The following is a 22,908-nucleotide window of genomic DNA, read 5'->3' on the forward strand; positions in this document are numbered from 1 at the left end:
CACTCATGCCTGATTCAGTGACCCTCAAACTCGACACCGCAGCCGTTCAGGTCAAACCGGGCGCATCGGCCACGGTCCGGCTGACCGTCCGCAATCGCACTGAGGAAGTCGGAAACTACACCATCACGATCGAGGGCGTGCCCGCCGGATGGGTATCGGCCTCCCCCGAACAGGTGTCGGCGTTTCCGATGCAGGACATTCAGGCTGACATTAGCGTGAACCCGCCAGCCGACGCAACCGGCGCCGTGTATCACGTGCAGGTGCGCGCCGCAACGCAAAGCGGATCGGGCGGCGTAACGCAACTGGACGTGGACGTGCCGGCGACATTCGTGCCGCCTGCACCGCCGCAGCGATCGGTGCCCCCTCCTCCGCCAACCACCGCGCCGGAATCGTCGGCGCGGCGCGCGCCGACCGCGTCACCGCCAAAGTCGATGCCCGAGTCCCGTCCGCGGCAGCCATTCACGCCCCCGCCGGCGGCACCGCCCGCGACCTCGTCGGCGGACAGCAGCGCACAGCGCACGCAGACGGCCGCACAGATTGAAGTCGTCGCCGAGCCAATCAAAGGTGCGCCCCCACCGGCCGTTCAATGGAAGCTGGCGCTGCACAATGCAGGCACGGTGCTCGATACGTTTGCCTTCAGCATCGCCGGCATCAAACCGGCCTGGGTCAAGTTGCAGCCGGCGCAGGTCACGCTGAACCCGGATGAGACCGGCAACGCGACATTGACGGTCACACCGCCGCAGGACACGGCGGCCGGTTCGTACCCATTTGTCCTGCGCACATTCTCTTATCTGAACCTGAACCAGCGCACCGATCTGCCGCTGAAGGTCGACGTCACGACCAGCGCCGGGTTTCAGATGGCGATCGACCCGAAAGATATCGAGGCGCAGGGACAGCGCGATTTCCGCGTGGTGCTGAGCAGCACGCCGACGAGCAACACGGATTTATGGCTGAACCTGTCGGCCGCCGACCCGGATGGCGCGTGCGACTATGTGTTCGAGCAAGCGCAGGTGTTCGTGCCGGCCAAGCAAGCCGTGGCGGGCATTTTGCGCGTGCGCCCGCGCGCGGTGCTCAATCCCGGCGAGCGAAAGATGATCGCCTTCCGTGTCACGGCGACCGAGCGCGACGGCCGCGTGCCGCCGCAAGTCGCCGACGCCCGCCTGACTCAGGTTGGCGCGTCGCCGCTCCGCGTCGTCCTGCGCCCGCAGGTCAATAGCGCCGAACTGGATGCCAGCTACACCGTGCTGGCCGTCAACCCGTCGGGTGTCGAGACGACGCTGGTCTTCTCCGGCGAGGATCCGGAACTGGGCTGCGAGTACACGTTCCAGCCGCCGCGCGTGGTGCTGCCGCCAGGCGCAGAGGCACAGGTTACGCTGCGCGCGCGCGCGCGGGCCAACTTCGAGGGCGAAGGTAGTAAGGAGTATGCGTTCACGGTAAACGCCACGCGCGCCGGTGAACTGGTGCCGGTGGCGACCGCCACGGGCAAGTTCGTTCAGCAGACGCTCAAGCCGGTCAAGCTGGCGCTGATTCCGGCGCAGATCAGCAGCACCGGCTCGGCGCAGTTCGTCGTGAAAGCCAGTAACCCGCGCCCAAAGGCGGTCCAGGTCTTGCTGGCGGCGACCGACGAAGCCGACGCGCTGTCGTTCTCGTTCAGCCCGAGCGAGATCAACCTCGCGCCGGGTTCGGAGGGCAGCGCCACCATCACGGCGAAGCCCAAGGACAGCCTGATGAAGGGCGAGCAACGCCGCGTGCACAAATTCGCGGTGACCGGCACGGTGGAAGGCGCGGCCGTGCCGCCGGTCGTCAACGGCACGCTTGCGCAGATTCCGGGCGTCGACCTGAGCGGGTTCACCGGCGGCGGCTTTAAGCTCTTCCTTTGGTTCGCGCGCTGGCTGCTGTTCTTCATCTTCATCTCGTTCCTTGCGACGCTCGTGCTGGCCGGCATCGAAGTGATTGAGAAGCCGCCGGTGCGCAACGAACGCCTGGTTGCGTTGCTGACTTCGGTGATCAACCCGGCATTTGTCAGAACGCTGATCGAGATCTCGCCGTTTGGCGGCCTGTCGCGCGCCATCGCCGACTTCATGCGCTATCTCGTCGACCAGGTGTTGTTTCCGCATTAGTCACAATTTGATTTGCCGGCACGGCGCCGGACGAGCCTATCGAAGGGCAGTTGCCATGACGGCGGCCGGATGGATTTCGCGATGACCTGCGGCGTAGGTTCTCATGTTCAACCAACTCGGCACCGCATTGCCTCGCAGCCCAAACATGCGCATGCTCGGCGGCCTGCTGCTGGCCATCTTCGCCTGCCTGGGCTGCATGCTGGCTTCGTACATAGCCATCGGCCCGCAACCAGCGGCCACGGTCGCGCCGTCGAGCGCGACGCCGGCCGCCCTGGACAGCGAAACACCGTCGCCCACCAGCACAGACACGCCAGCGCCGACAGCGACGTCGACGCCATCGCCTTCCCCGACGACCACACCGACCGGGACCCAACCACCGACGGCGACGACCACGGCCACTCCAACCGTCACGCCGACGGCGACCCGCACGCCGACCAGAACGCCGACGAGCACGTGGACGCCGACCACCGTGCCCACCGCGTTACCCTACCTGCGCGGTCCGCAGAACCTGGCGGTGTACGCAAAGACGGGCAATGTGTGGGTGACGAACCGGACCGACAACTCGCTCGCCGAGGTCGATGGCGGCAACGTCTCGCGCGTGCTGACACGGATCGCCAACGTGCCGAGCCCGAACGGTATCGCCATTTATCAGGCGGCCGGCTTGGCCTACGTAACGAACCGCGATCAATCGACCGTCACGGAGATCGACCTGAATCGAAAGCAGGTGCGGCAGACGTTTGCAGTCGGCAGCCTGCCGTGGGGCATCGCCGTGGATGAGAGCCATGGCGCGGTGTATGTCGCCAATTTTGGCTCCAACAGCTACTCGTGCATCCGCCCGGCCACGCGGGACGTGCTGGCGATTGCCAGCAAGATCACGCAGCCAGCCCATGTGACCTACAACGCGCGGGTCGATGCCATCTACGGTGTCAGCCGCGACGGGCAGGTGGTGCAGTTGACCTGCGGAAGCAGCCAGATCGTTAAGTCGTTTGCCGATAGCACCCTATTCGACATCGCCTCAAGCGAAAACAGCAACCATGTATTCGTTACCACCAACGGCAGTCAGCGCGTTCAATGGTTTTTCGTCGGTTCGATGGGGGCCAATAGTTATCCGTTTGCGAACGAACCGTACGCCGTGGAAGCGATCAAGACGTGCGTCGGCGCCGTCGTGCCGGCCGAAGACAAGCTATACGTGCTCGATCAGTGGCTAAGCGGGGTAGTACGCACGTTCAATCTCGGCAAACAGACGGTGGGCGAAGGCGGCCAGGGCCTCGCCTACTTTGCGCCGGCCGACACGGTGTACGTGGCCAACTTCGGCGCCAACAGCCTGACGGCGATCAAGAATCCCTGCCCGCCCAATGTCACGCCGGTCTACGGCACCCCGAAACCGTAGAGTTGCTGCACGCGAAATTGACGAGGATCCATGTTCGACCAAATTAGCAACTCGCTGCCCAAAAGCCCGAACATGCGCATGCTCGGTGGCTTGCTTATGGCCATCTTCGCATGCATCGTCTGCATGCTGGGATCGTTTCTCGCGCTGGGGCCGCAACCGGCGCCGACTGTGCCCCCAGCCACCGTGACGCAGTTCGCCGCGGCGGCGGCGACCGAAACGCCGCTACCGACTGACACGCCCATGCCAACGCCGACGTCCACGCCGACCAATACGCCAACCAATACGCCAACCGGGACGTTGCAGCCCACGCCAACCTTCACGTCGACGCCGACAAACACGCCCACCGCAACACAGACGCCGACGAACACGGCGACGCGGACGCCGACCAAAACGCCGACCCAGACGGCCACACCGACCAACACGCCCACCGCGACCCCCTATCTGCGAACGCCGCAGAATATCGCGGTATACGCGAAAAGCGGCAACGTATGGGTCACAAACCGCATGGACAACTCGGTGGCGGAGGTGGACGGCCGCAACGTGTCGCGCGTGCTGACCCGCATCGCCGACATCCCCAGCCCGAACGGCATCGCCATCTGGCAGGCGGCCGGGCTGGCATACGTAAGTAACCGCGAGCAGGCGACAGTGACGGAGATTGACCTGAATTCCAAACGCGTGCGCCGGACCTACGCGGTCGGCGCACTGCCGTGGGGTCTTGCAGTCGACGAAAACAGCGGCGTCGTGTTTGTCGCCAACTTTGGCTCGAATCTGTACTCGTGCATTCGGGTCGATACGGGCCAGGTCGCTTCCATCCCGATCGGTTTCGGCCAACCCGCGCACGTGCATTATAATGCGCAGACGGATGCGGTCTACGGCGTCAGTCGCGACGGGCAGGTGGTGCGCCTGTACTGTGTAGATGGCGGCGGTTCCGATAAGTTCGCCGACGCCAGCCTGTTCGACCTGAGCATGTCCGATAATGCGGCTTACGGCTACGTTTCGGCATTGGAGAGCAAACGGGTATACGGGTTTGCGCGCATCGCCGGCCGGAGCTATCCGTTCAGGAACGCGCCGTATGGGCTTGAGTACATGGGCCGCTGCGTCGGCGTGATGGTGCCGGCCGAGGATCGTTTGTACGCGCTGGACAACACGCTATCCACGGCCGTACGCTCTTATGCGGTCGGAAAGCAGTCCGTCGGTGAAGGCGGTCAGGGTATCGCGTACTTTGCGCCGACGGACACCGTATACGTGGCCAACTACGCAGCCAATAGCCTGTCGGCGATTACGGCGCCATGTCCGGTGTCATTAACGCCAACCTACGTCTTTTACTAGTTCTGGTGCGCGCCACACGGCGCACCCATCTCGCCGCAAGGATACGGTTGCATGGCATCGGTTCTCCTGTCTGCGAATCACGATCGTGTCAGCGTCGCGCCCGGCTCGAGCGTCGAGTTCGTCGTAACCATCCAGAACCTGACGACGCTTGTCGATCAGGTGACATTGCGCGTCGAAGGCATCGATAGCCGCTGGGTGCAGATGGTTCCGCCGGTTCTGCCGGTCTTCGCACAAGGCACTGCCTCGGCACGCGTGATCATCTCGCCACCCGCACACCCGGCCGAGGCGATGGCCGGCAGTTACGGCGTGCAAGTGGCCGGCGTATCGCAGGAACGGCCGGGCGAAAGCGCCGTGACGAACGTCACGCTCGACGTGCAGTTGGTTGGCGACTATCAGTTGCGTCTCACGACGCCGCAAGCGGGCGACCTGCCGCAGGAGCGGCGTTATCCGCTGCGCGTCATCAACGGCGCCAACGCTGTGCTGCTGGTGCACCCGAGCGGCCAGGACCGCAACGGCGATTTCTGGTACAAGTTCGAGCCGTTTCAGCTTACGGTCCCGCCTGGCGGCGAAGGCACACTCGTCGTCACGGCGCGCGCCAAGCAGATGACCGTCGCCCAGCGCGCGGTCGCCTTCAACGTGGCGACCACCGGCACATATACGTTACGCGACGGTAACGCCGTCGACGCGGCGCCGCGCGACGTCGCGGGCCAGTTTGCGCAGGGCGCGCTGGCCACCCTGATCGTCTCGGTGGCACCGGCCCAAATGCGTGCGCCGCTCACGGGCATATTCCAGGTGCGCGTTGGGAATCCGGGACCGATTCCGGTGAACGCCCGGCTGGCCGTCAGTGAAGCCGCTGAAGGACTCTCGTTCCGCTTCAATCCGGAGCAGGTCGTGCTGGCGCCGCAGTCCGAGCGCCCCGTGTCGCTGAGCGTACGTGCGGCCGGCATGCTGGCCGCCGGCGGCGCAGCGCACAGCTACGATTTTCGGGTTGCGGCCGCCGCGACTGACGGCCTGGCTGAGCCAGGTGCGGCTTCGGCGCAATTCGTGCAGATTGCGCCAGTCAAGCCGGTACCGTGGGCGCTGATCATCGGCCTGCTCACACTAGCCCTGATTGCATGCTTTGCGTTCGCCATCGTGATTGTCAATAACATGCCGCGATAGCGGATACCCTCCCAAGTTGAGGAAAGTTCATGCCCACTACCGTCGTGACTGTTGATCCGCCCCTCGTCTCCGTGCAGGCAGGCAGCCAGGCGACTGTACGTGTTGCCGTGGAGAACCGCAGCGATTTTGTCGGCCAGTATCAACTGTCGCTGGCCGGCGCCGATGCCTCGTGGGTCACGTTCGAGCCGGATCAGGTGGCTGCGTTTCCGGGCAGCACGGCCAACGCCACCATACGCTTGAGTTTGCCCGCCAGCGTCATTCCGGCCACGTACCCGACGGTCGTGCGCGTGATCAATCAGAGCGACACGTCCGATGAAGCACGCGCGCTGCTGCGCCTCAACGTCACCGCCGCTCCCGGCAGCCAGCCAGGCGGCACGCCAGGTTTTGTCGCGACGGGCGCAGGCAACCCGCCGCCAACCGGCATGCCCGAGTCGCGCCGGACTGCGCCCCCACCGCCGGTCGCGGCATTCACCGGCGTGCCCGCCCGGCGCGCGGCCTCGCCGGGTGCCGGCCAGCTCGAATTGTCGATTGACCGCGACAGTATTACCGTCCTGCCCTCCGGCAGCCAGTCGATCAACGTCATCTGGCGAAACACCGGCGGTACCGCCCTGGCTATCGACGCGGAGCTGCAGGGCCTGCCGCCGGCCTGGATCCGGCTGGAGCCGGCTGCCTTCGATCTGCCAAAGACGAGCACCGTGCCGGGCCGCGTTACGATCTCACCGCCCTCCGAGGCGCCGACCGGCAGCTACCCGATCACGCTCGTCGGCACCGAGCGCAATACCCCGGGCATGGCTGCCAACATCGACCTCGTGCTTGAGGTCGGTGAGGCCGGTGGCGTAACGTTGGAAATCGTTCCGCCGCAAGCGGCGGGCCAGGACGGCGCCACCTATCGCGTGCGTGCAACGCAGAGCGGCACGACGCCGCTGAATGTGTCGTTCTTTGCCTCCGATCCGGATGCGGCACTCGCATATACATTCAATCCGGCGACGATCTACGTGCCGCCATCCGGCGACGCAACCAGCGAATTGAGCGTGCGCGCGTCGAAAGGGCTGGTGGGCGTCGAAACGCAGAACTTCCAGTTTACTGTCACGGCGACGGCGGCGGAAGGCACGGCCCGCGCCGCGACGGCCTCCGGGCTTTTCGTGCAGCAGCGCACGCCCACGATCGGACTCGTCATCGCCCCGGCCGAAGTAACCGCGCCCGACAGGGCAACGTACACGATCCGCGTCAAGAATCCGAGCGCCATTCAGACCAATGTGCGGCTCGTGGCCGCCGACGGCAACAACGCGTGCCGCTACCTGATCAATCCGCCGGCCGTGGCCGTGCCGGCCGGCGGCGAAGCGCAGGCCAGCCTGCTCGTCACGCCGCAGAAGCTGACGGCCGAGCCGGGATCGATCATCAACAACTTCACCGTGAGTGCGGAGCCGAGCGGAAGTCTGCTGACCGGCGCGCAGGCCAGCGGGAAGTATGTGCAGACCCAGACCATCCTGCCATCCATTCGGCTGGCGCCAGGCAGCCAGTCGTCGACCGGCGCGGCAACGTTTAATGTGCAGGCGACTAACACGCGCCCCACGGCCCTCGATGTTGAGTTGCGCGCTTTTGATGCCGCCAACCTGGTCGAGCTAAGGCTGAGTACGGCACAGTTGCGGCTGCCGCCGAACGGCTCGGCGCAAGCCAGGGTCACAGCGCGCCCAACCACGAAGCTGTTGGCCGGCGAGGCGCGCCGCCCGAACGAGTTTACGGTCGAGCTGCATGTCCCCGGTCTGGAGCAGACCGCGCAGGCCAAAGGCACGCTCGTGCAGGTCGGCGGGTTCAACTTTGCGCGGCTGATTCCGATCATCCTGCTGCTGGCCGCGCTCGTCGTGTGCGTCGGCGTCGCGGCGCTCACGCTGCCGACCATTGGCGGCTGGCTATCGGACCGGCAGCGGGAGATCGCAAAGTTTCTGCAGGCGGCGCCCACGCCGCTGCCGCTGGTGACGTTTGCGCCGTTCACCCCGACGCCGACCATCACGCCGATTCCGACCCCGACGCTGATCCCGGTGCCGTTCGCCATCAAGGGTGTCACGGCGAAAGTGTCGCCAGCGTCGGCCAATAGCTGCCCCACCACTCTGAGCTTCTCAGCGGAGATCGAAGTTTCACAGGTCGGCAGTATTACGTATGTATGGGAGTTCAGCGACGGATCGAGCACCACGCCCAGCACCCTGAACTTCGGTGCGGCCGGCAAGCAGACGGTCAACACCTCCAAGTCGTTCAATACCAACGGCGTGGTTGGCGGTCACGTCAAGATCACCGCGCCGCCATCGCCCGATTCCAACCAGGCATCCGCAACGCTCAACTGTCCGGCCGCCCCCACCGCCGCGCCGGCCGCGCCGACGGCGACGCCGAAGCCGGCCACCGCGACGCCGATGCCCACACTGCCTCCGGCCATCTTCGTCGCCAACTTCAGCGGTGACTGGACGACGAACTTCGGCAGCATGCATCTTAATCAGGGCGGCCCGTCGATCACCGGCACGTATTACAATGGTTTCTTGGGACAGGGCGGCACGATCGCCGGCACAGTGACGGCCAATACGTTTAACGGCACCTGGTCGATCTCAGGCGGCACCGGATCGATCCAGTTCAACATGGGCGCCGACGGGGCGTCATTCACGGGTAAGTTCAATGGGACCACCGATTGGTGCGGCGCAAAGCACACAAGCACCGCCACGCTTCCGCCCGGGTGCGGCTTCTCCGGACCGTGGAGCATTCGCCTGTCGGGCGGCACGCGCACGATGACGCTCGTCCAACGTGGCGACAACACCGTGAGCGGCACCTATAATAATGGCACCGCGAACGGCACGATAAACGGCACCGTATCGTATCCACCCACCAATGTGGTCCTCAACGGCACCTGGACCGTCGGCGGTTCCACAGGTTCGATTCGCTTCTTCCTGAACGACTATAATGCCACCCGATTCCAGGGCAACTACAATACGACCTTCGAGTGGTGCGGCTGGCGCGATGGCGGAACGCAGCCAGCACCCTGCCTGCGCAACTAACCCGGACAAGCAGGCGGCAGGCGGGCGAGGCGCGATGCCTCGCCCGCCTGCATTTCCGCCTGCGGCCGCGCCGCCGCCGCGGCTGGTTCACTTGTTACGGCAACCGTGTTTTGACACACGCCGCACTCTTTCATATAATAATCAAGTGCCTGTCGCCGGAAGGAGGTTTCATGCTATTCAATGTCGCTCAACTGATGAAAGAGCACACCGGCGCCGCGCGCAAGCAGTCCATCAGGGTGCCTGCCGCGGAGCTTGACCGCGAAACCGGCGCCATCGACGACCTGGCAGGGGTTGTCAAGTTGCTGCGCACGGTTGAGGGCGTGCTGGTCACCGGAGCGATGACGACGCAGGTGATGCTGACCTGTGACCGCTGCCTGGACGAGTTCGCCCAGGTCGTGGAGTTCGAACTCGAAGACGAGTTCAAGCCGAGCATCGATATTGTCAGCGGCGCAAGCGTGCCGGTGGATCCCTTTGATCAGGACAACCTGATCGATGACCATCATATACTCGATCTGACCGAAGTTATCCGGCAGCGTATTCTGTTGAACCTGCCGTTGCATCCGGTCTGCCGTCCGGCTTGTCGCGGGCTGTGCCCGACCTGCGGCCAGAACCGGAATGAGGGCGCCTGCCGCTGCCGTGTCGAAGGCACGGATCCGCGCTGGGAGGCCCTGCGTGACCTGCTGCGCTAAACGCAAATTAACAAAGCGAACGCGAAACACATCGGAAAGGAGTTGATCGCGAATGACCCCGCACCCAAAGCGAAAATTATCGCAGGGACGACGCGACCGCCGCCGCAGCCACCTGGCGCTCAAAAGCCCACAGCTTGTGCGCTGCCAGCGCTGCAATGAATTCCGGCTGCCGCATCACGTCTGCCTGAATTGCGGCACATATGATGGCGTCGAAGTGCTCGAGATGGAAGAGCAGAAGGCCAAGTAGTTTCCGGTCTGCTGCAACTAAGCCGTGCTTTCATGCAACATGCAGACTGCACGGCTTATTTATTGACTCTGGACTCTCGCTCATGACTATTGCGCTGGTATTCCCCGGACAAGGCTCGCAGTTTGTCGGCATGGGCAAGGATCTGCTGGCGTTCGACCCGGCGCGGGCGGTGTTCGAAGAGGCTGACCGGATCCTCGGTTTCGCGCTATCGCGGGTCATGTTTGACGGCCCCAAGGAAGAACTGGACGACACGGTCAATACGCAGCCGGCGTTGTTTGCGATGAGCGCCGCCGTGCTGGCCTGCCTGCCGGCGCAGTCGCCGGCCTTCGTCGCCGGTCACAGCCTCGGCGAGTACGCTGCGCTATACGCGGCCGGGGCGCTCTCGCTGCCGGATGGCCTGCGGCTCGTTCGCGAACGCGGGCGGCTGATGAAGGCCGCCGGCGCTTCCAATCCGGGCGGGATGGCGGCCATCATCGGGCTGGACGACGCCGCGATAAACGAACTGTGCGCGGCAGCCGGCGGGGTGCAGGTCGCCAATTACAACTCACCGGGGCAGGTCGTCATTTCTGGAACCCGCGAGGGCGTGGCGGCGGTGATGACCGCTGCCAAACAGCGGAAGGCCAAGCTCGTCACGGCGCTCGATGTCAGCATCGCCGCTCACTCTGAATTGATGCGGCCGGCGGTGGCCGATTTTACCAGCGCCGTGAACGCCACGCCGTTCCACGCGCCGCGCATACCGGTGGTGGCCAATATCACGGCGCAACCACTCGAAAGCGTCGAGGCTGTGCGCGCGGAACTCGTTGGGCAACTGACGGCCTCGGTTCAGTGGACGCGCACCATCGAGAGCATGGCCGCCCACGGCGTCGACACGATCGCCGAGGTGGGCGCCGGCAAGGTGCTGAGCGGCCTGAACAAGCGTATTGCGCGCGGCGCGCGGTTGGTGAACTTCGGAGACCTGGCCAGCATCCAGTCGGCCGGGACATAAGTGCCACAGAGGACACGGGACAGATGATCAACCTGACGGGCAAAGTGGCGCTGGTGACCGGCGGCTCGCGCGGCATCGGGCGCGCGATCGCGATCAAGCTCGGCGCGCTCGGCGCGAAAGTGGTCGTCAACTTCAATAGCAACGAGTCCGCGGCGCAGGAAGTCGTCGAGACGATCACAGCGGGCGGCGCCGGCGCAGCCGCCGCGGTACGCGGCGATGTGAGCCGCAGCGACGACGCGGCGCGGGTCGTCAAGTTCACGACCGATACCTTCGGCCGGCTGGACATCCTCGTCAACAACGCCGGCACGACACGCGACAACCTGCTGGCGCTGATGAAGGAAGAAGATTGGGACTTCATCCTGACGACCAACCTCAAGAGCGTGTTTAACATGTCCAAGGCCGTTTTGCGGCCCATGATGCGGCAGAAGTTCGGGCGCGTCATCAACATCACGTCGATAGCGGGCGTGTCGGGCAATGCCGGCCAGGCCAACTATTCGGCCGCCAAGGCGGGCATGATCGGTTTCACCTACTCGATGGCCAAAGAGTACGGCGCCAAGAACATCACCGTCAATGCGGTCGCGCCGGGCTTCATCCCGACCGACCTGACCAGCACGCTGCCGCCGGAATTGAAGGAACAGATGATCAAATTGACGCCGCTGGGGCGCTTCGGCACGGCCGACGATGTGGCCCATGCCGTCGCGTTTCTGGCGTCCGACGAGGCCGGCTTTATCACCGGGCAGGTGCTGCGCGTCGACGGAGGCATGGCCTTCTAGCACGCCAGCGGGAGCGCGAGGTATGGAAGACAGAAAAGCAGGTACCGTCCGTATTGCACCCCAGGTGCTGACCACCGTCGCCGGCGGCGCCGCGTTGGCGGTTCCCGGCGTGCTGCGCGTGAGCGCAACGCGCCCGGTGACCATGGAGCGCTTGCTGCGGCGTGTTGCGGTCGAGCCGGGCGTGGCGATCGCCATCGACGCCGACGGCGTCGTGGTCGACCTGTACCTGGTGCTTGACCGCAATGTGAACATGCTGGAGACGAGCCGCTCGGTGCAGGCCGAGGTGGCGCGCGCCATCCATGACACGGTTGGCATGACCGTGCGCGAAGTGAACGTGCACGTCGAGGATGTCGGCGACGAGCCGGCGGCGCCACAGGCGCTCTGATCTGTTCGATGCAACCACGCCGCCGCGCGCGCATCACGGTCCTGCAGTGCCTGTATGAACTGGATCAGACCGGGCACGACGCGTTGACCGCGTTCGAGCAGCGCGTGGCCGAAGAGCCGCTGCCGCGGGACGCCGAGGAGTTCGCCCTGGAGTTGCTGGCCGGTGTGACGGCGCGCCGGTCGGCGCTGGACGATGTGGTGCAGAAGATTGCACCCGAATGGCCGCTCGACCAGGTCGCCATAGTCGATCGCAACGTATTGCGGCTGGCCGCCTACGAATTGCTGTACACGTCGGAAACACCCCGAAAAGTTGCCATCAACGAGGCCATCGAGCTGGCCAAGTTGTACGGCGGCGATAACAGCGCCCGCTTCGTGAACGGCGCACTCGGCACGCTGGTCGAGCACTTCAATGACTTTGCCCAGCGCGCCCAAAGCGAGCGTTAACTCCCCCTCATGGGCGACATTATCTCGATAGTCCTGCTGATCTTGCTGGCGATCCTATTGATCGGACCGCGGAAGTTGCCGGAAGGCGTTGAGGCGCTGTGGCTCACCTGGAGCAACTTCCAGCGCAGCCAGCACGGCGGCGCGCCGATTACGCTGGACCAGGCGCGCCAGCGCTGGCGCAGCGAGCAAAGCCCGTTCTTCAACGGCATCCAGTTGTTGTACGCCGCGTCGGAGCATCTGCAGGAGATGCGCTCGCGCATGTTCAAGGCGCTGATCGCCGTCGCGATTTGCACGCTGCTCGTTTTTGTCTTTTCCGATAACCTGTTCCGTTTGCTTTTGCGTCCGCTCGACAACGTCGCGTGCGTGCAGACCGAGACGCTCGTGAGCACGCTGCAGTTGTCACAAGATGTGCCAATCACCACGACAGTTCGGATCGGCACGGATAGCACGCCAGTGAGCACGACGGTCATTTTACCCGCTGGCACCATTCTGCCCGTCACGTATCTCAAGCCGTGCGAGAAGCTGCGTCCAATCTTCACCAAGCCGACCGAGTTGTTTATTACGACCTTCATGGTCGACGTCTACGCGGGACTGGGGCTGGCCATCCCGTTCATCATTTACCAATTCGTGGCGTTCCTGATGCCGGCGCTGCTACCGCACGAAAAGCGGTATGTGTATCTACTGCTGCCGGGCATGACATTGTTATTCGTCATTGGCGTCGTCTTCTGCTACCTGCTGGTTCTGCCGGTGGCCGTCGGGTTCCTGTTTAGCTTCAACCTCGATATCGCGCAGCCGCTGCCGTCGATCAATGACTACATCAACTTCGTAAGCAGTCTCTTGTTTTGGGTCGGCCTGACCTTTGAGACGCCGCTGATCATCTTTTTCCTGGCCAAGACGCGGGTCGTTAAATTGGCCCAACTCAAAGCGTTTCGCCGTTTTGCCATTGTGGGCGGCTTCGTGATCGCCGCGCTGATTACGCCGACACCGGACCCGCTGAACCAGGCGATCGTTGCGCTGCCGATCATCATCCTGTACGAAGTCGGCGTCTTCCTCGCACGCTTCGCATAGACTATGGACTTTACGCTCGACGAAACGCAACGACTGTTCCGGCACACGGTACATGAGTTTTCGGCCATTGAACTCAAGGCGCGCGCCGCCGAAACCGACCGGACCGCACAGTTCAACTGGGCTGCCGTGCGCAAGATGGGGCCGCTTGGACTCCTCGGCTTGAATGCGCCGGAAGAGTACGGCGGCGCGGGCATTGACGCTGTGAGCGCCGCCATCGCTATCGAGGAGATGGGCTGGGGCTGCGGCAGCACGGCGTTGGCGATTGCCGCCCACAACGGACTGGCCAGCGCGCCTATCGCGCTGTTTGGAACCCCGGAGCAAAAGGAACGTTTCTTGCGCCCGCTGGCGACGGGCACGGGGCGACTGGGCGCGTTGGCGCTGACAGAACCGGGCGCAGGCTCGGACCTTTCCGCAATTTCGACGACCGCCATGCTGGATGGCGACGACTGGATCGTCGACGGCGCCAAGATGTGGACGACCAATGCGTCGATCGCGGACCTCATCGTCGTGCTGGTTCGGTCGGCGGGACGCGGTGGCTTCAGCCAGATCATCGTGCCTACTTCGGCAACAGGCATCACGATTGGCCCGGCCGAAGCCAAGATGGGGCTGCGCGGCTCCCCCACACATGCGGTCCGCTTCGATCATGTGCACGTGCCGCGCGAGAATCTGCTCGGAACCGCCGGGCGCGGCCTGCAGCAGACGCTGGCTGTGCTCGACGGTGGGCGCATCGGCATCGGCGCGTTGTGTGTTGGACTGGCGCAGGCCGCATACGACGAGGCGCTTTCCTACGCGCGCGAGCGGCATACGTTCGGCACGGCGATTGCCCAGCACCAGGCAATCCAGCACATGCTGGCCGACATGGCCACGGACATCGAGGCCGCCAGGCTGCTCGTATACCAGGCCGCCTGGGTGCGCCAGCAGGGTCAGCCGTACACGCGCCAGGCCGCCATTGCCAAACTATTCGCCAGCGAAGCATCCGAACGCGTGTGCTACAAAGCGATGCAGATTCACGGCGGGTATGGCTATTCGAGCGCGTATCCCGTAGAGCGCATCTATCGCGATCAGCGACTCATGGCGATTGGCGAGGGCACATCCGAAGTGCAACGCATGGTCATCGCTCGCCTGGTATTGCACTAGACACCCGCCGCTCTTTCGTGATACAATGGGGCCGCGCAGGTCGGTGGGGACACGCTCGCGACCACCGTCTTGCGGCTCGGCCAGGACCGGGCCGCGCGCGAGTCTTCCAGTCCATCATATGAAGCCCAGAGCCGGGCTTGGGATGCCAATCAGCGGACGAGAACCGACATCACTGACGAGTATGACGAATCGTTCTCTACAACAGCGCCGCCTGGCTTCGCAGCTCTATGACGAAGCATCCCGCCAGTTGGCGATCGGCAACTGCGCCGACGCCTACCATAAGTTCGGCCGCGTTCTCGACCTCGCCCCAGATTTCCCCGGCGCACGCCACAAGTGCGACGCGATTGAGCGACAGCAGCACTTCGAAGCGCAGTATCACGCTGCTATTCAACTGGCACTTTCCGGACGCTTCCGGGAGGCGCTGCGGGCATTCAGCGTCATCGACCCGGTCAGCGTGTACCACGCGCCCAGTCTCCACTGGGCACGAGTCGGACGCCGCGAACTGGCACATCAGGGCAAGCAAGCACAGCGTGCGCCATCAATACCGGTGACGCGCGCCACACTGTTGGCCACGCCTACCGTGATTGTTGCCATCTGTATGATTTTGTGGATGGGCACCAACGCCCTGATGGCCCCGCTGCCTGGCGCATCGCCTACGCCGCCGCACAGGGTCGAAGGCGAGTCGACGGTCCTGCCGTCAAATACGGCGTTCGTCCACGAAGCTGATCCTGCAGAAGCGCCCGATGATCAGGCCCCGATTGAAGAGCCGGACGACATGGCAGCAACGCCTGCCGGCACCGCGCCAGGAGAACCCGGCAGCACGCCGGGCGCGCCCACGGCGACCCTGGCGCCCGGCGCACCGACGCGGACCCCCGCACCGACGCGGCGCCCGACGACGACGCCCACCCGCGTCGTTGTTCAGTTCGTGCCCACACGCACCCCAACTGCGGTGCGTCCGCCAACGGCAACGAGCACCGCCGTCCTGCCGCCGCCAACCGCATCGGCGACGCCGGCGCCATCCACGCCGACCATTGTCGCTCCAACGCCAGCCGCCACCAGCACACCCTTACCCACGGCCACCGTGGGCATAGTGATTGCCGCCAACCCGTCGCAAACGCCCGCCCCGAGCAACACGCCGGTGCCAACGTCCACGCCGGCGCCCGTTACGATTGTCGTTCACGCCTATGAGTATGACTTTAGCCCGGCAGAGATAAGCGTGACCGCAGGCGCGCGCGTGCGATTGACGCTCGTCAATGACGGCGACACGACCTTCGACTGGGTGCTGCTCAACCCGAACGGGACCATCGCGGCCAAAGTGATGGCGGGCGCCGGGCAAACGGTCACGGGCCAATTCACGGCGCCCACCGCGCCGGGCGCTTACAGCGTCGTCTGCGACATTTCGAACTATGCGCAGCTCGGCATGAAGGGCGTCGTCAATGTCACCGCCCGTTAGCCACGCACGGTCGCGTCAGTCATAGTATGGCGGAGTCGCTGCATGTTTCGCTGGCGCGCGCTGCGGTGAACGCTCAGGCACGAGCCGAACGCCTGCACATGCCGTTTGACCGTGTGCCGGGCGCACTACAGCAGCCGGCGGCATGTTTCGTCTCCATACACAAACATGGTCGCCTGCGCGGCTGCATCGGAACGATTCACCCAACGGAAGCGACCCTCGCGCAGGAAATCGTCCGAAACGCCGTGCTGGCTTCGACGGAAGACCCGCGATTCATGCCCGTCGGCGCAGACGAATTGCCCGACCTCGACTATTCAGTTGATGTCCTGAGCGAACCCGAACCGATCGCATCGGCCGATCAACTGGATCCCAAGCGCTATGGCGTCATCGTCCGCTGCGGACGACGGCGCGGGTTGCTCTTGCCCGACCTGGAGGATGTCGATTCGGTCGCGACACAGGTATCCATTGCGCTGGACAAAGGTGGAATCGGTCACGATGAAGCGTACCAACTGTTTCGCTTTACCGTAAGCCGATTTCATTGACATACGCTGCAAAAAAGGCCCTCGCGTTCGCGGGGGCCTTCTTGTTCGCCACCAGACGGCGACTACTGCGCGGTGATCTTACCCGACATGCCGGCCTCTTTGTGGCCGGCCACGTCGCAGATAAGATTGTATGTACCAGCTGCGGGCAGCGTGAACTCGCCGCTGCCGGTCTTTCCCACCGGCACCGTAAACTTGAAGACGACCTTCCCAGACGAATCGGTGACCACCCAGTTATGGTCAACCGCGCCACGGTTCGTCATGGTCACCTTGACGCTTTCACCCGCCTTCAGCGCGAAGCTGTTCGGCTCAAACTTGAAGTCGGATGCGGTCACTTTGATCTCCCGCGAACCGCTTGACCCCCCGGACGGCGCAACCACCCCACCAGACGGCGGCGCATAGTTGCCGCCGCAGGCTGCCAGCGCAAGCGCGACGGCCAGAGCAAGCGCTGCCCATACTGGCGGCTTGAACCACTTAATCATCGCAAATCCTCCCCTATGAATTGTGTCGATGTGTGCATTATTGCACTAGACAAATACATTTTATTATATCATCTTGAATTGGTGAGGTCAAAATTCGGTGCACCATTTTTCGTCCGCTGCCACCCGGCCAACGCGTCTCGATCGTGTTGACGTGGGTGGCTCAGCGACGGCCCCTCGCTGATGGGAGTCGCCAACGATTTGTGATGGCTGACGTCGGCATGACGGGCTCGCGAATTCCGAAGTTTGACGGCACGCCCCACGGCATATACCGTTCTTGACAGCCGCAAGCCTTCGTTGTATAAGGTTGTAACTTCAAATCGGCGTCACGGGCAGCGGTTATCTTCGTAGAAAGATGTAACGCCGCCCGTTCTGTCTATATGCCGGTTGAACGAAGGAGGTGAGCGCCTGCACGTGTAGCGTAGACCGCCTTTCGCCTATCCATCGATCTGTAGTGACACATTGCCTCTGGAGGAGGAGATTTCATGTCTGTCAAGAACCACACGTGGCCCGTGCTTGCCGTCATGGCGATGGTGATTGCCCTGTTCACCGCCTGCGGCGCCCCGACCAACCCGACCACCGCTCCCGCCGCCCCGACGACCGCCGCGCCCGCTACGGGTCCCACGACCACCTCGTCGGCCCCGACGACTGCCGCGCCGGCTGCCGCGCGCGGTACATGCGGCACGCTGCGCTTGCTCTGGTGGCAGGCGCCGACGATCGCCAACCCTCACCTGGCGACTGGCACCAAGGATTATGACGTTTCGCGTGTCGTGTACGAGCCGCTGGCCGGCATGGGCCCCGATGGCGTGCCGGACATCCGCTACGGGCTCGCCGCAGAACTGCCGACACTCCAGAATGGAGGCGTCAGCGCCGACGGCAAGTCGATCACCTGGAAGCTGAAGCAGGGCGTGAAGTGGCACGACGGCTCGGCGTTCACCGCCGATGACGTCGTCTTCACTTATCAGTTTGCTTCGGACAAGGCTACGGCGGCCACATCGTCCGCGATGTTCGCTGATATCGACAAGATCGAGAAACTCGACGATTTCACCGTCAAACTCACCTGGAAAGCGCCAAATGCGACGCCGTATCAGGCATTCGTCGGCTACCTGGGCATGATCATTCAGAAGAAGGCGTTCCAGGACTACATGGGCGCCAAGGCGAAGGACGCCCCGGGCAACCTGAAGCCGATCGGAACCGGCGCGTACAAGATGCGCGAGTTCAAGCCGAACGATCAGGCCACGTTCGACATGAATGAGAACTACCGCGAAGCGGGCAAGCCGTGCTTCAAGGAAGTCATCATGAAGGGCGGCGGCGACGCCACCAGCGCGGCGCGCGCCGTGCTGCAGACGGGTGACGTGGACTATGCCTGGAACCTGCAGGTGGCGGCCGATGTGCTGAAGGATCTGGCGAAGGGCGGCAAGGGCGACGTCGTCATCAACCTTGGCGCCAGCGTCGAGCGCATCCAGTTCAACCGCGCCAACCCGGACCCGGCGCTGGGCGACAAGCGCGCCGAGCCGGATCAGCCGAATCTGTTCTTCACCGATCCCAAAGTTCGCCTGGCGCTCTCTCTGGCGTCTGACCGGAAGACGATCGCCGAACAGTTGTACGGCGGCAAGGATTACACCGGCGGCGAGACCTGCAATATCCTTGTGTCTCCGGCGCCGATCGTGTCCACGACGAAGTTCGAGGGTTGCGAATTCAATCTCGATAAGGCGAACAAGTTGCTGGACGACGCCGGCTGGGCCAAGGGCTCGGACGGCCTCCGCCACAAGGTGGTGAACGGCAAAGACGTCAAGATGCAGTTCGTCTACCAGACGAGCGTGAACCCGGTGCGCCAGTCGACCCAGGAGATCATCAAGCAGAGCTGGGAAAAGCTGGGCGTCAAGGTCGAGTTGAAGTCGGTGCAAGCGGGGGTGTTCTTCTCCGATGACGTGGCCAACCCGGACACGTACCCGCACTTCTTCACCGATGTCCAGATGTACACCAACGGGCCGAGCGCGCCGGACGACATCGCGTATGTGCGCGCGTTTACATGCGAGAAGCGCAACAGCAAGGCGAACGAGTGGCGCGGCACGAACGTCGAGCGCTACTGCAGCCCGGACTTCGACAAGATCATCGATGCGCTGTCGAAGGAGATCGATCCCGCCAAGCGCATTGTGCTTTACAAGCAGGTCAATGACCAGTTGATGAACGACACGGTCATGATCCCGCTGGTGCAGCGCAATGGCACGCAGGCCCGCTCGAAGGACCTCAAGGGCGTCGTTCCCAACACCTGGGACAGCAACCTGTGGAACCTCGCGGACTGGCGCAAGTAGCATGACCTGGACATGGGGGCGGCATAGCCGCCCCCATGTCTGAGTTTGACGACGATCGCGGTTGCTGGCACAAAGCAACAGGAGCGGTGCGCCGACCGCCGGCGAACCGCTTCGATCCCGCACTCAGGGCATGACATGAACCGATACCTGATTCGCCGGCTTTTGTTCGCGCTTCCAACATTGCTTGCAATCAGTTTCATCATCTATGCAATCATATCGCTGGCTCCCGGGGACCCGCTATCGCAATTTGCCGCCAACCCCGCCGTTCCGCCCGAAGTGCGGGAGAACATTCGCCGCTCGCTGGGCCTTGACAAGCCGTGGTACGAGCGATACTTCTCGTGGCTGATCTCGCTAGTGACCGAGGGCAACATGGGCTTCTCATTCAGCAGCCGCCTGCCGGTCACGGAGCTCATCTTCAAATATCGGTTGCTGCCCAGCCTGTGGGTGGTGGGCGTGGCGTACATTCTCAGCGTTTTGCTCGCGATTCCACTCGGTATTCTCTCTGCGGTCAAGCAGTACTCGATCTTTGACCAGTTCGCCTCGACGCTGTCGTTTATCGGCTTCTCCGTGCCGACATTCTTTACCGGCACGATGGCTATTCTAATATTCGGGGTCAGCCTCAACTGGTTCCCATGGATCTTTGATTCGTCGATTGTCGATAACTTCTTCATCAAGGGCGACCTAAGTTACTTTGGGGCCCTCGTAAAGCAGTCGGTATTGCCTGTGATGGTGCTGGGATTTTTCCAGACCGCCACGTTGATGCGCTACGTGCGCGCCTCTATGCTGGAGAATCTTCCGCTGGATTACGTGCGCACGGCGCGTTCAAAGGGCCTGAGCGAGCGACTGGTGATCGTGCGTCACGTCATGCGCAATTCGCTTATCCCGGTCGTGACGCTGGTTGCCCTGCAGTTGCCGGCCGTGTTCACGGGCGCCATTGTGACTGAGCAGATCTTTCGCGTGCCGGGCATCGGCTCCCTGATCGTAAGCGCGGTGGATACCAAAGACACACCCGTGGTTATGGCGGTGACGATCATCTACTCGGTGCTGGTCGTTGTGTTCAACCTGCTGGCGGACATGATATACGGATTCCTGGATCCGCGTATCAAATACTCCTGAATGGGGGCCGAAAGCGATCTTCCATGGCACACGCAGACGTCATCTCGGCCCGCGCCGCGCAGGTATCCACCGAAGGACTGAGCCGCAAGCCGCGCTCCCTCTGGAGCAACGCGTGGCGGCAGTATCGCTACAACAAGACGGCGATGTTCGGACTGTTTGTGCTGATTGTCATGGTGCTGGCGACGGCGGTTGGCCCGTTCCTGTACACTGAGAACAGCAGTACCATTGACTTTCAGCGCAAGCGCAACGCGCCGTCGCTTGAGCACCCGTTTGGCACCAACGAGAAGGGGCAGGACCAGCTTGGCCGTGCGCTAAACGGCGGCCGCATCTCCATCGCCGTCGGATTGGCCGCCATGGTGCTCGCCATTACGCTCGGCACGACGGTTGGGGCGCTGTCCGGCTTCTTTGGCGGCACGCTTGATGCGTGGCTGATGCGCATTACGGAGTTGTTCCTGTCGCTGCCGCTGCTTCCGGTCCTGCTCATGACGATCTATCTGTTCAAGGATCCGCTGCGCGAGCTGTTCGGATTGCAACTCGGCGTGTTCCTGCTCATCGTCGTGTTGATCGGCGGTTTCAACTGGATGGCCGTGGCGCGCATCGTGCGCGCCCAGTTCATGTCCGTGAAGCAGAAGGAGTTCGTCGAAGCGGCACATTGCGTTGGCACGCGTACAACGGGCATTATTATGCGGCACATTCTGCCCAATGTGCTGTCGCCCGTTATTGTGGCGGCGACACTTTCGGTGGGCTCGGCTATTGTGACGGAGTCCACCTTGTCGTTTCTCGGCCTCGGTTTCCCACCCGACTTCCCCACCTGGGGACGTATGCTATTCGATGCGCAGGACTACCTGACCCTGTCGCCCCACATCGCCTTCTTCCCGGGGCTGATGATCTTTCTCACCGTACTGTCTATCAATTACGTCGGCGATGGTCTCCGCGATGCACTTGACCCGCGCAAGACGCGCTAGGCAGCCGCCCGCCGCAATCAGTGCCGGCGGGGTGCGAAAGCGATTTGCGCGATTTGGAGTTCCAGCGCAGAATACGCGCGTAGGACAAAGTCCATCGCAAAGGAGGTGATTGGCATGCTGTATAACCCGCAAGCGCGTGGACAGGGGCTGGTCGAGTACGCACTGATCCTGGTGCTGGTGGCGGTCGTGGTCATCGCGATCCTGACGCTGCTGGGCCCGGCGGTCGGCAACGTGTTTAGTGCGATCAAGAACGCGTTCTAAGTTCATCCCCAAAGTACACGATCTTCTTTATCACCCCGGAGTCGCTGCATCGTCGGCGACTCCGGCTTTTTTGTACTCGTCAGCCCGGTCGGCCACGCCCCGTCTCTTCCGCCAGGCGCGCGGGGCCCGCCCTGATCAGGCGCCGCCGCGCATGCACGCCAGCAATTCTCAATTTGGAGTCGGCTGCCAATATGCCCCCTCATCCCCTGCCCCTTCTCCCCCGCGCGCGGGGGAGAAGGGGAAAAACTAACGGGGAGGTGCGCGGCGGCTGCGCCGCGGCGCACCTCCCCGTAGAATCTCTCCCCCTCCCAACTTCGGGGGGAGGGAAGCACTCATTATTCGTCGAATTGGCTTGCGTGATAAGCACCTGAACTCCAGCGCATGACAAGCCGACATTGGAACGTACCCGGCCATAGCCAAATTGGGAATTGCTGCATGCACGCCTGTCGGCAGTTGAATGGCCGGCACAGGTTGTGCTAGAATAACGCACGAGGGCAGGGATCGAACCGTCATGAATGAGACGCTAGGAGTACGCGATGCATGATAACCGCAAGCATGTGTTGGGCGAATTTGACCAGATGTTTCGCGATTTCGATCGCTTCTTCGACAACTTGACCGGCGCCGGGCGGCTGGTGTCGTCAACCAACCGGGCGTGGTCGCCGCCAACCGACGTCTACGCCACGGATACCAGTGTCATTGTCAAGATCGAGATCGGCGGCATGCATCGTGAGGACTTCAGCGTCTCGTTTGACCAGGGCGTATTAACCGTCTCCGGCACGCGGCTCGACCCGTCCGACAAGCTGGCCTACCAGCGCCTGGAAATCGCGTACGGCGACTTCATGACCCAGGTGCACGTGCCATGGCCTGTCGACGACGACAAGATTGGGGCTGAGTATAATCACGGCTTTCTATATGTCATGCTTCCCAAGAAAAAGATCGAGACGACTCGCATACCGGTTAAATACACGGATGAGGGCGAAAACGATCTTTCCGAATAGCCATTAGCGCGGCGACGCCG

Annotated in this window: 21 protein-coding genes; 20 read left to right on the plus strand and 1 reads right to left on the minus strand. The window is 63.3% G+C overall.

Annotation, left to right across the window (positions count from 1 at the left end):
* Nucleotides 1–5: 5 nt before the first annotated feature.
* The 15 genes from HZB53_02540 to amrA all read left to right on the plus strand — a co-directional run bounded on the left by HZB53_02540 (nt 6) and on the right by amrA (nt 16,757).
* Nucleotides 6–2,120: a hypothetical protein gene (locus HZB53_02540; protein MBI5876501.1), complete on the plus strand. Its 2,115-nt coding sequence runs from the start codon at nt 6–8 to the stop codon at nt 2,118–2,120.
* Nucleotides 2,121–2,223: 103 nt separating this feature from the next.
* Nucleotides 2,224–3,510, plus strand: coding sequence for a YncE family protein (locus HZB53_02545; GenBank protein ID MBI5876502.1), 1,287 nt, complete (start codon nt 2,224–2,226; stop codon nt 3,508–3,510).
* A gap of 30 nt (nt 3,511–3,540) precedes the next feature.
* Nucleotides 3,541–4,839, plus strand: a complete 1,299-nt coding sequence (locus tag HZB53_02550; protein MBI5876503.1) for a YncE family protein — start codon at nt 3,541–3,543, stop codon at nt 4,837–4,839.
* A 51-nt stretch (nt 4,840–4,890) separates the two neighbouring features.
* Nucleotides 4,891–6,000, plus strand: coding sequence for a hypothetical protein (locus tag HZB53_02555; protein ID MBI5876504.1), 1,110 nt, complete (start codon nt 4,891–4,893; stop codon nt 5,998–6,000).
* A 29-nt stretch (nt 6,001–6,029) separates the two neighbouring features.
* Nucleotides 6,030–9,038, plus strand: a complete 3,009-nt coding sequence (locus HZB53_02560) for a hypothetical protein (protein MBI5876505.1) — start codon at nt 6,030–6,032, stop codon at nt 9,036–9,038.
* A 170-nt stretch (nt 9,039–9,208) separates the two neighbouring features.
* Nucleotides 9,209–9,727: a DUF177 domain-containing protein gene (locus HZB53_02565; protein ID MBI5876506.1), complete on the plus strand. Its 519-nt coding sequence runs from the start codon at nt 9,209–9,211 to the stop codon at nt 9,725–9,727.
* 52 nt (nt 9,728–9,779) lie between these two features.
* The gene (gene rpmF / locus HZB53_02570; GenBank protein MBI5876507.1) at nt 9,780–9,974 is read left to right on the plus strand and encodes a 50S ribosomal protein L32; all 195 of its coding nucleotides are present in this window, start codon (nt 9,780–9,782) and stop codon (nt 9,972–9,974) included.
* An 82-nt stretch (nt 9,975–10,056) separates the two neighbouring features.
* A complete protein-coding gene (gene fabD / locus HZB53_02575; GenBank protein ID MBI5876508.1) occupies nt 10,057–10,959 on the plus strand; it encodes an ACP S-malonyltransferase in 903 nt (300 codons plus the stop codon).
* A gap of 23 nt (nt 10,960–10,982) precedes the next feature.
* Complete coding sequence (gene fabG, locus HZB53_02580) at nt 10,983–11,732, plus strand: 3-oxoacyl-[acyl-carrier-protein] reductase (protein MBI5876509.1); 750 nt, start codon at nt 10,983–10,985, stop codon at nt 11,730–11,732.
* Nucleotides 11,733–11,754: 22 nt separating this feature from the next.
* Complete coding sequence (locus HZB53_02585; GenBank protein MBI5876510.1) at nt 11,755–12,117, plus strand: Asp23/Gls24 family envelope stress response protein; 363 nt, start codon at nt 11,755–11,757, stop codon at nt 12,115–12,117.
* An 8-nt stretch (nt 12,118–12,125) separates the two neighbouring features.
* Nucleotides 12,126–12,560, plus strand: coding sequence for a transcription antitermination factor NusB (gene nusB / locus HZB53_02590; protein ID MBI5876511.1), 435 nt, complete (start codon nt 12,126–12,128; stop codon nt 12,558–12,560).
* A gap of 9 nt (nt 12,561–12,569) precedes the next feature.
* The gene (gene tatC / locus HZB53_02595) at nt 12,570–13,628 is read left to right on the plus strand and encodes a twin-arginine translocase subunit TatC (protein MBI5876512.1); all 1,059 of its coding nucleotides are present in this window, start codon (nt 12,570–12,572) and stop codon (nt 13,626–13,628) included.
* A gap of 3 nt (nt 13,629–13,631) precedes the next feature.
* Entirely contained in the window at nt 13,632–14,765 is a 1,134-nt protein-coding gene (locus HZB53_02600; GenBank protein ID MBI5876513.1) for an acyl-CoA dehydrogenase family protein, read from the plus strand.
* A gap of 181 nt (nt 14,766–14,946) precedes the next feature.
* Nucleotides 14,947–16,218, plus strand: a complete 1,272-nt coding sequence (locus HZB53_02605) for a cupredoxin domain-containing protein (protein MBI5876514.1) — start codon at nt 14,947–14,949, stop codon at nt 16,216–16,218.
* 26 nt (nt 16,219–16,244) lie between these two features.
* A complete protein-coding gene (gene amrA, locus HZB53_02610) occupies nt 16,245–16,757 on the plus strand; it encodes an AmmeMemoRadiSam system protein A (protein MBI5876515.1) in 513 nt (170 codons plus the stop codon).
* Nucleotides 16,758–16,819: 62 nt separating this feature from the next.
* Here amrA and HZB53_02615 read toward each other — a convergent pair whose 3' ends face one another.
* Nucleotides 16,820–17,236, minus strand: a complete 417-nt coding sequence (locus tag HZB53_02615) for a cupredoxin domain-containing protein (GenBank protein MBI5876516.1) — start codon at nt 17,234–17,236, stop codon at nt 16,820–16,822.
* 482 nt (nt 17,237–17,718) lie between these two features.
* Between HZB53_02615 and HZB53_02620 the strand changes: the two genes are divergently transcribed.
* From HZB53_02620 to HZB53_02640, 5 genes are all read left to right on the plus strand, one after another.
* The gene (locus HZB53_02620; GenBank protein MBI5876517.1) at nt 17,719–19,548 is read left to right on the plus strand and encodes a peptide ABC transporter substrate-binding protein; all 1,830 of its coding nucleotides are present in this window, start codon (nt 17,719–17,721) and stop codon (nt 19,546–19,548) included.
* A gap of 135 nt (nt 19,549–19,683) precedes the next feature.
* Nucleotides 19,684–20,664, plus strand: a complete 981-nt coding sequence (locus tag HZB53_02625; protein ID MBI5876518.1) for an ABC transporter permease — start codon at nt 19,684–19,686, stop codon at nt 20,662–20,664.
* A gap of 23 nt (nt 20,665–20,687) precedes the next feature.
* Complete coding sequence (locus HZB53_02630) at nt 20,688–21,629, plus strand: ABC transporter permease (protein ID MBI5876519.1); 942 nt, start codon at nt 20,688–20,690, stop codon at nt 21,627–21,629.
* Nucleotides 21,630–21,743: 114 nt separating this feature from the next.
* A complete protein-coding gene (locus tag HZB53_02635) occupies nt 21,744–21,890 on the plus strand; it encodes a Flp family type IVb pilin (GenBank protein MBI5876520.1) in 147 nt (48 codons plus the stop codon).
* A gap of 536 nt (nt 21,891–22,426) precedes the next feature.
* Nucleotides 22,427–22,888, plus strand: coding sequence for an Hsp20/alpha crystallin family protein (locus tag HZB53_02640; GenBank protein MBI5876521.1), 462 nt, complete (start codon nt 22,427–22,429; stop codon nt 22,886–22,888).
* Nucleotides 22,889–22,908: the final 20 nt, after the last annotated feature.

This window comes from Chloroflexota bacterium (assembly GCA_016235055.1).
GTDB lineage: Bacteria > Chloroflexota > Anaerolineae > JACRMK01 > JACRMK01 > JACRMK01.

Excerpts from the sequence above, each read along its gene's own strand:
- HZB53_02540 (MBI5876501.1), top strand. The coding sequence starts at position 6 with ATGCCTGATTCAGTGACCCTCAAACTCGACACCGCAGCCGTTCAGGTC.
- HZB53_02545 (MBI5876502.1), top strand. The coding sequence starts at position 2,224 with ATGTTCAACCAACTCGGCACCGCATTGCCTCGCAGCCCAAACATGCGC.
- HZB53_02550 (MBI5876503.1), top strand. The coding sequence starts at position 3,541 with ATGTTCGACCAAATTAGCAACTCGCTGCCCAAAAGCCCGAACATGCGC.
- HZB53_02555 (MBI5876504.1), top strand. The coding sequence starts at position 4,891 with ATGGCATCGGTTCTCCTGTCTGCGAATCACGATCGTGTCAGCGTCGCG.
- HZB53_02560 (MBI5876505.1), top strand. The coding sequence starts at position 6,030 with ATGCCCACTACCGTCGTGACTGTTGATCCGCCCCTCGTCTCCGTGCAG.
- HZB53_02565 (MBI5876506.1), top strand. The coding sequence starts at position 9,209 with ATGCTATTCAATGTCGCTCAACTGATGAAAGAGCACACCGGCGCCGCG.
- rpmF (MBI5876507.1), top strand. The coding sequence starts at position 9,780 with ATGACCCCGCACCCAAAGCGAAAATTATCGCAGGGACGACGCGACCGC.
- fabD (MBI5876508.1), top strand. The coding sequence starts at position 10,057 with ATGACTATTGCGCTGGTATTCCCCGGACAAGGCTCGCAGTTTGTCGGC.
- fabG (MBI5876509.1), top strand. The coding sequence starts at position 10,983 with ATGATCAACCTGACGGGCAAAGTGGCGCTGGTGACCGGCGGCTCGCGC.
- HZB53_02585 (MBI5876510.1), top strand. The coding sequence starts at position 11,755 with ATGGAAGACAGAAAAGCAGGTACCGTCCGTATTGCACCCCAGGTGCTG.
- nusB (MBI5876511.1), top strand. The coding sequence starts at position 12,126 with ATGCAACCACGCCGCCGCGCGCGCATCACGGTCCTGCAGTGCCTGTAT.
- tatC (MBI5876512.1), top strand. The coding sequence starts at position 12,570 with ATGGGCGACATTATCTCGATAGTCCTGCTGATCTTGCTGGCGATCCTA.
- HZB53_02600 (MBI5876513.1), top strand. The coding sequence starts at position 13,632 with ATGGACTTTACGCTCGACGAAACGCAACGACTGTTCCGGCACACGGTA.
- HZB53_02605 (MBI5876514.1), top strand. The coding sequence starts at position 14,947 with ATGACGAATCGTTCTCTACAACAGCGCCGCCTGGCTTCGCAGCTCTAT.
- amrA (MBI5876515.1), top strand. The coding sequence starts at position 16,245 with ATGGCGGAGTCGCTGCATGTTTCGCTGGCGCGCGCTGCGGTGAACGCT.
- HZB53_02615 (MBI5876516.1), bottom strand. The coding sequence starts at position 17,236 with ATGATTAAGTGGTTCAAGCCGCCAGTATGGGCAGCGCTTGCTCTGGCC.
- HZB53_02620 (MBI5876517.1), top strand. The coding sequence starts at position 17,719 with ATGTCTGTCAAGAACCACACGTGGCCCGTGCTTGCCGTCATGGCGATG.
- HZB53_02625 (MBI5876518.1), top strand. The coding sequence starts at position 19,684 with ATGAACCGATACCTGATTCGCCGGCTTTTGTTCGCGCTTCCAACATTG.
- HZB53_02630 (MBI5876519.1), top strand. The coding sequence starts at position 20,688 with ATGGCACACGCAGACGTCATCTCGGCCCGCGCCGCGCAGGTATCCACC.
- HZB53_02635 (MBI5876520.1), top strand. The coding sequence starts at position 21,744 with ATGCTGTATAACCCGCAAGCGCGTGGACAGGGGCTGGTCGAGTACGCA.
- HZB53_02640 (MBI5876521.1), top strand. The coding sequence starts at position 22,427 with ATGCATGATAACCGCAAGCATGTGTTGGGCGAATTTGACCAGATGTTT.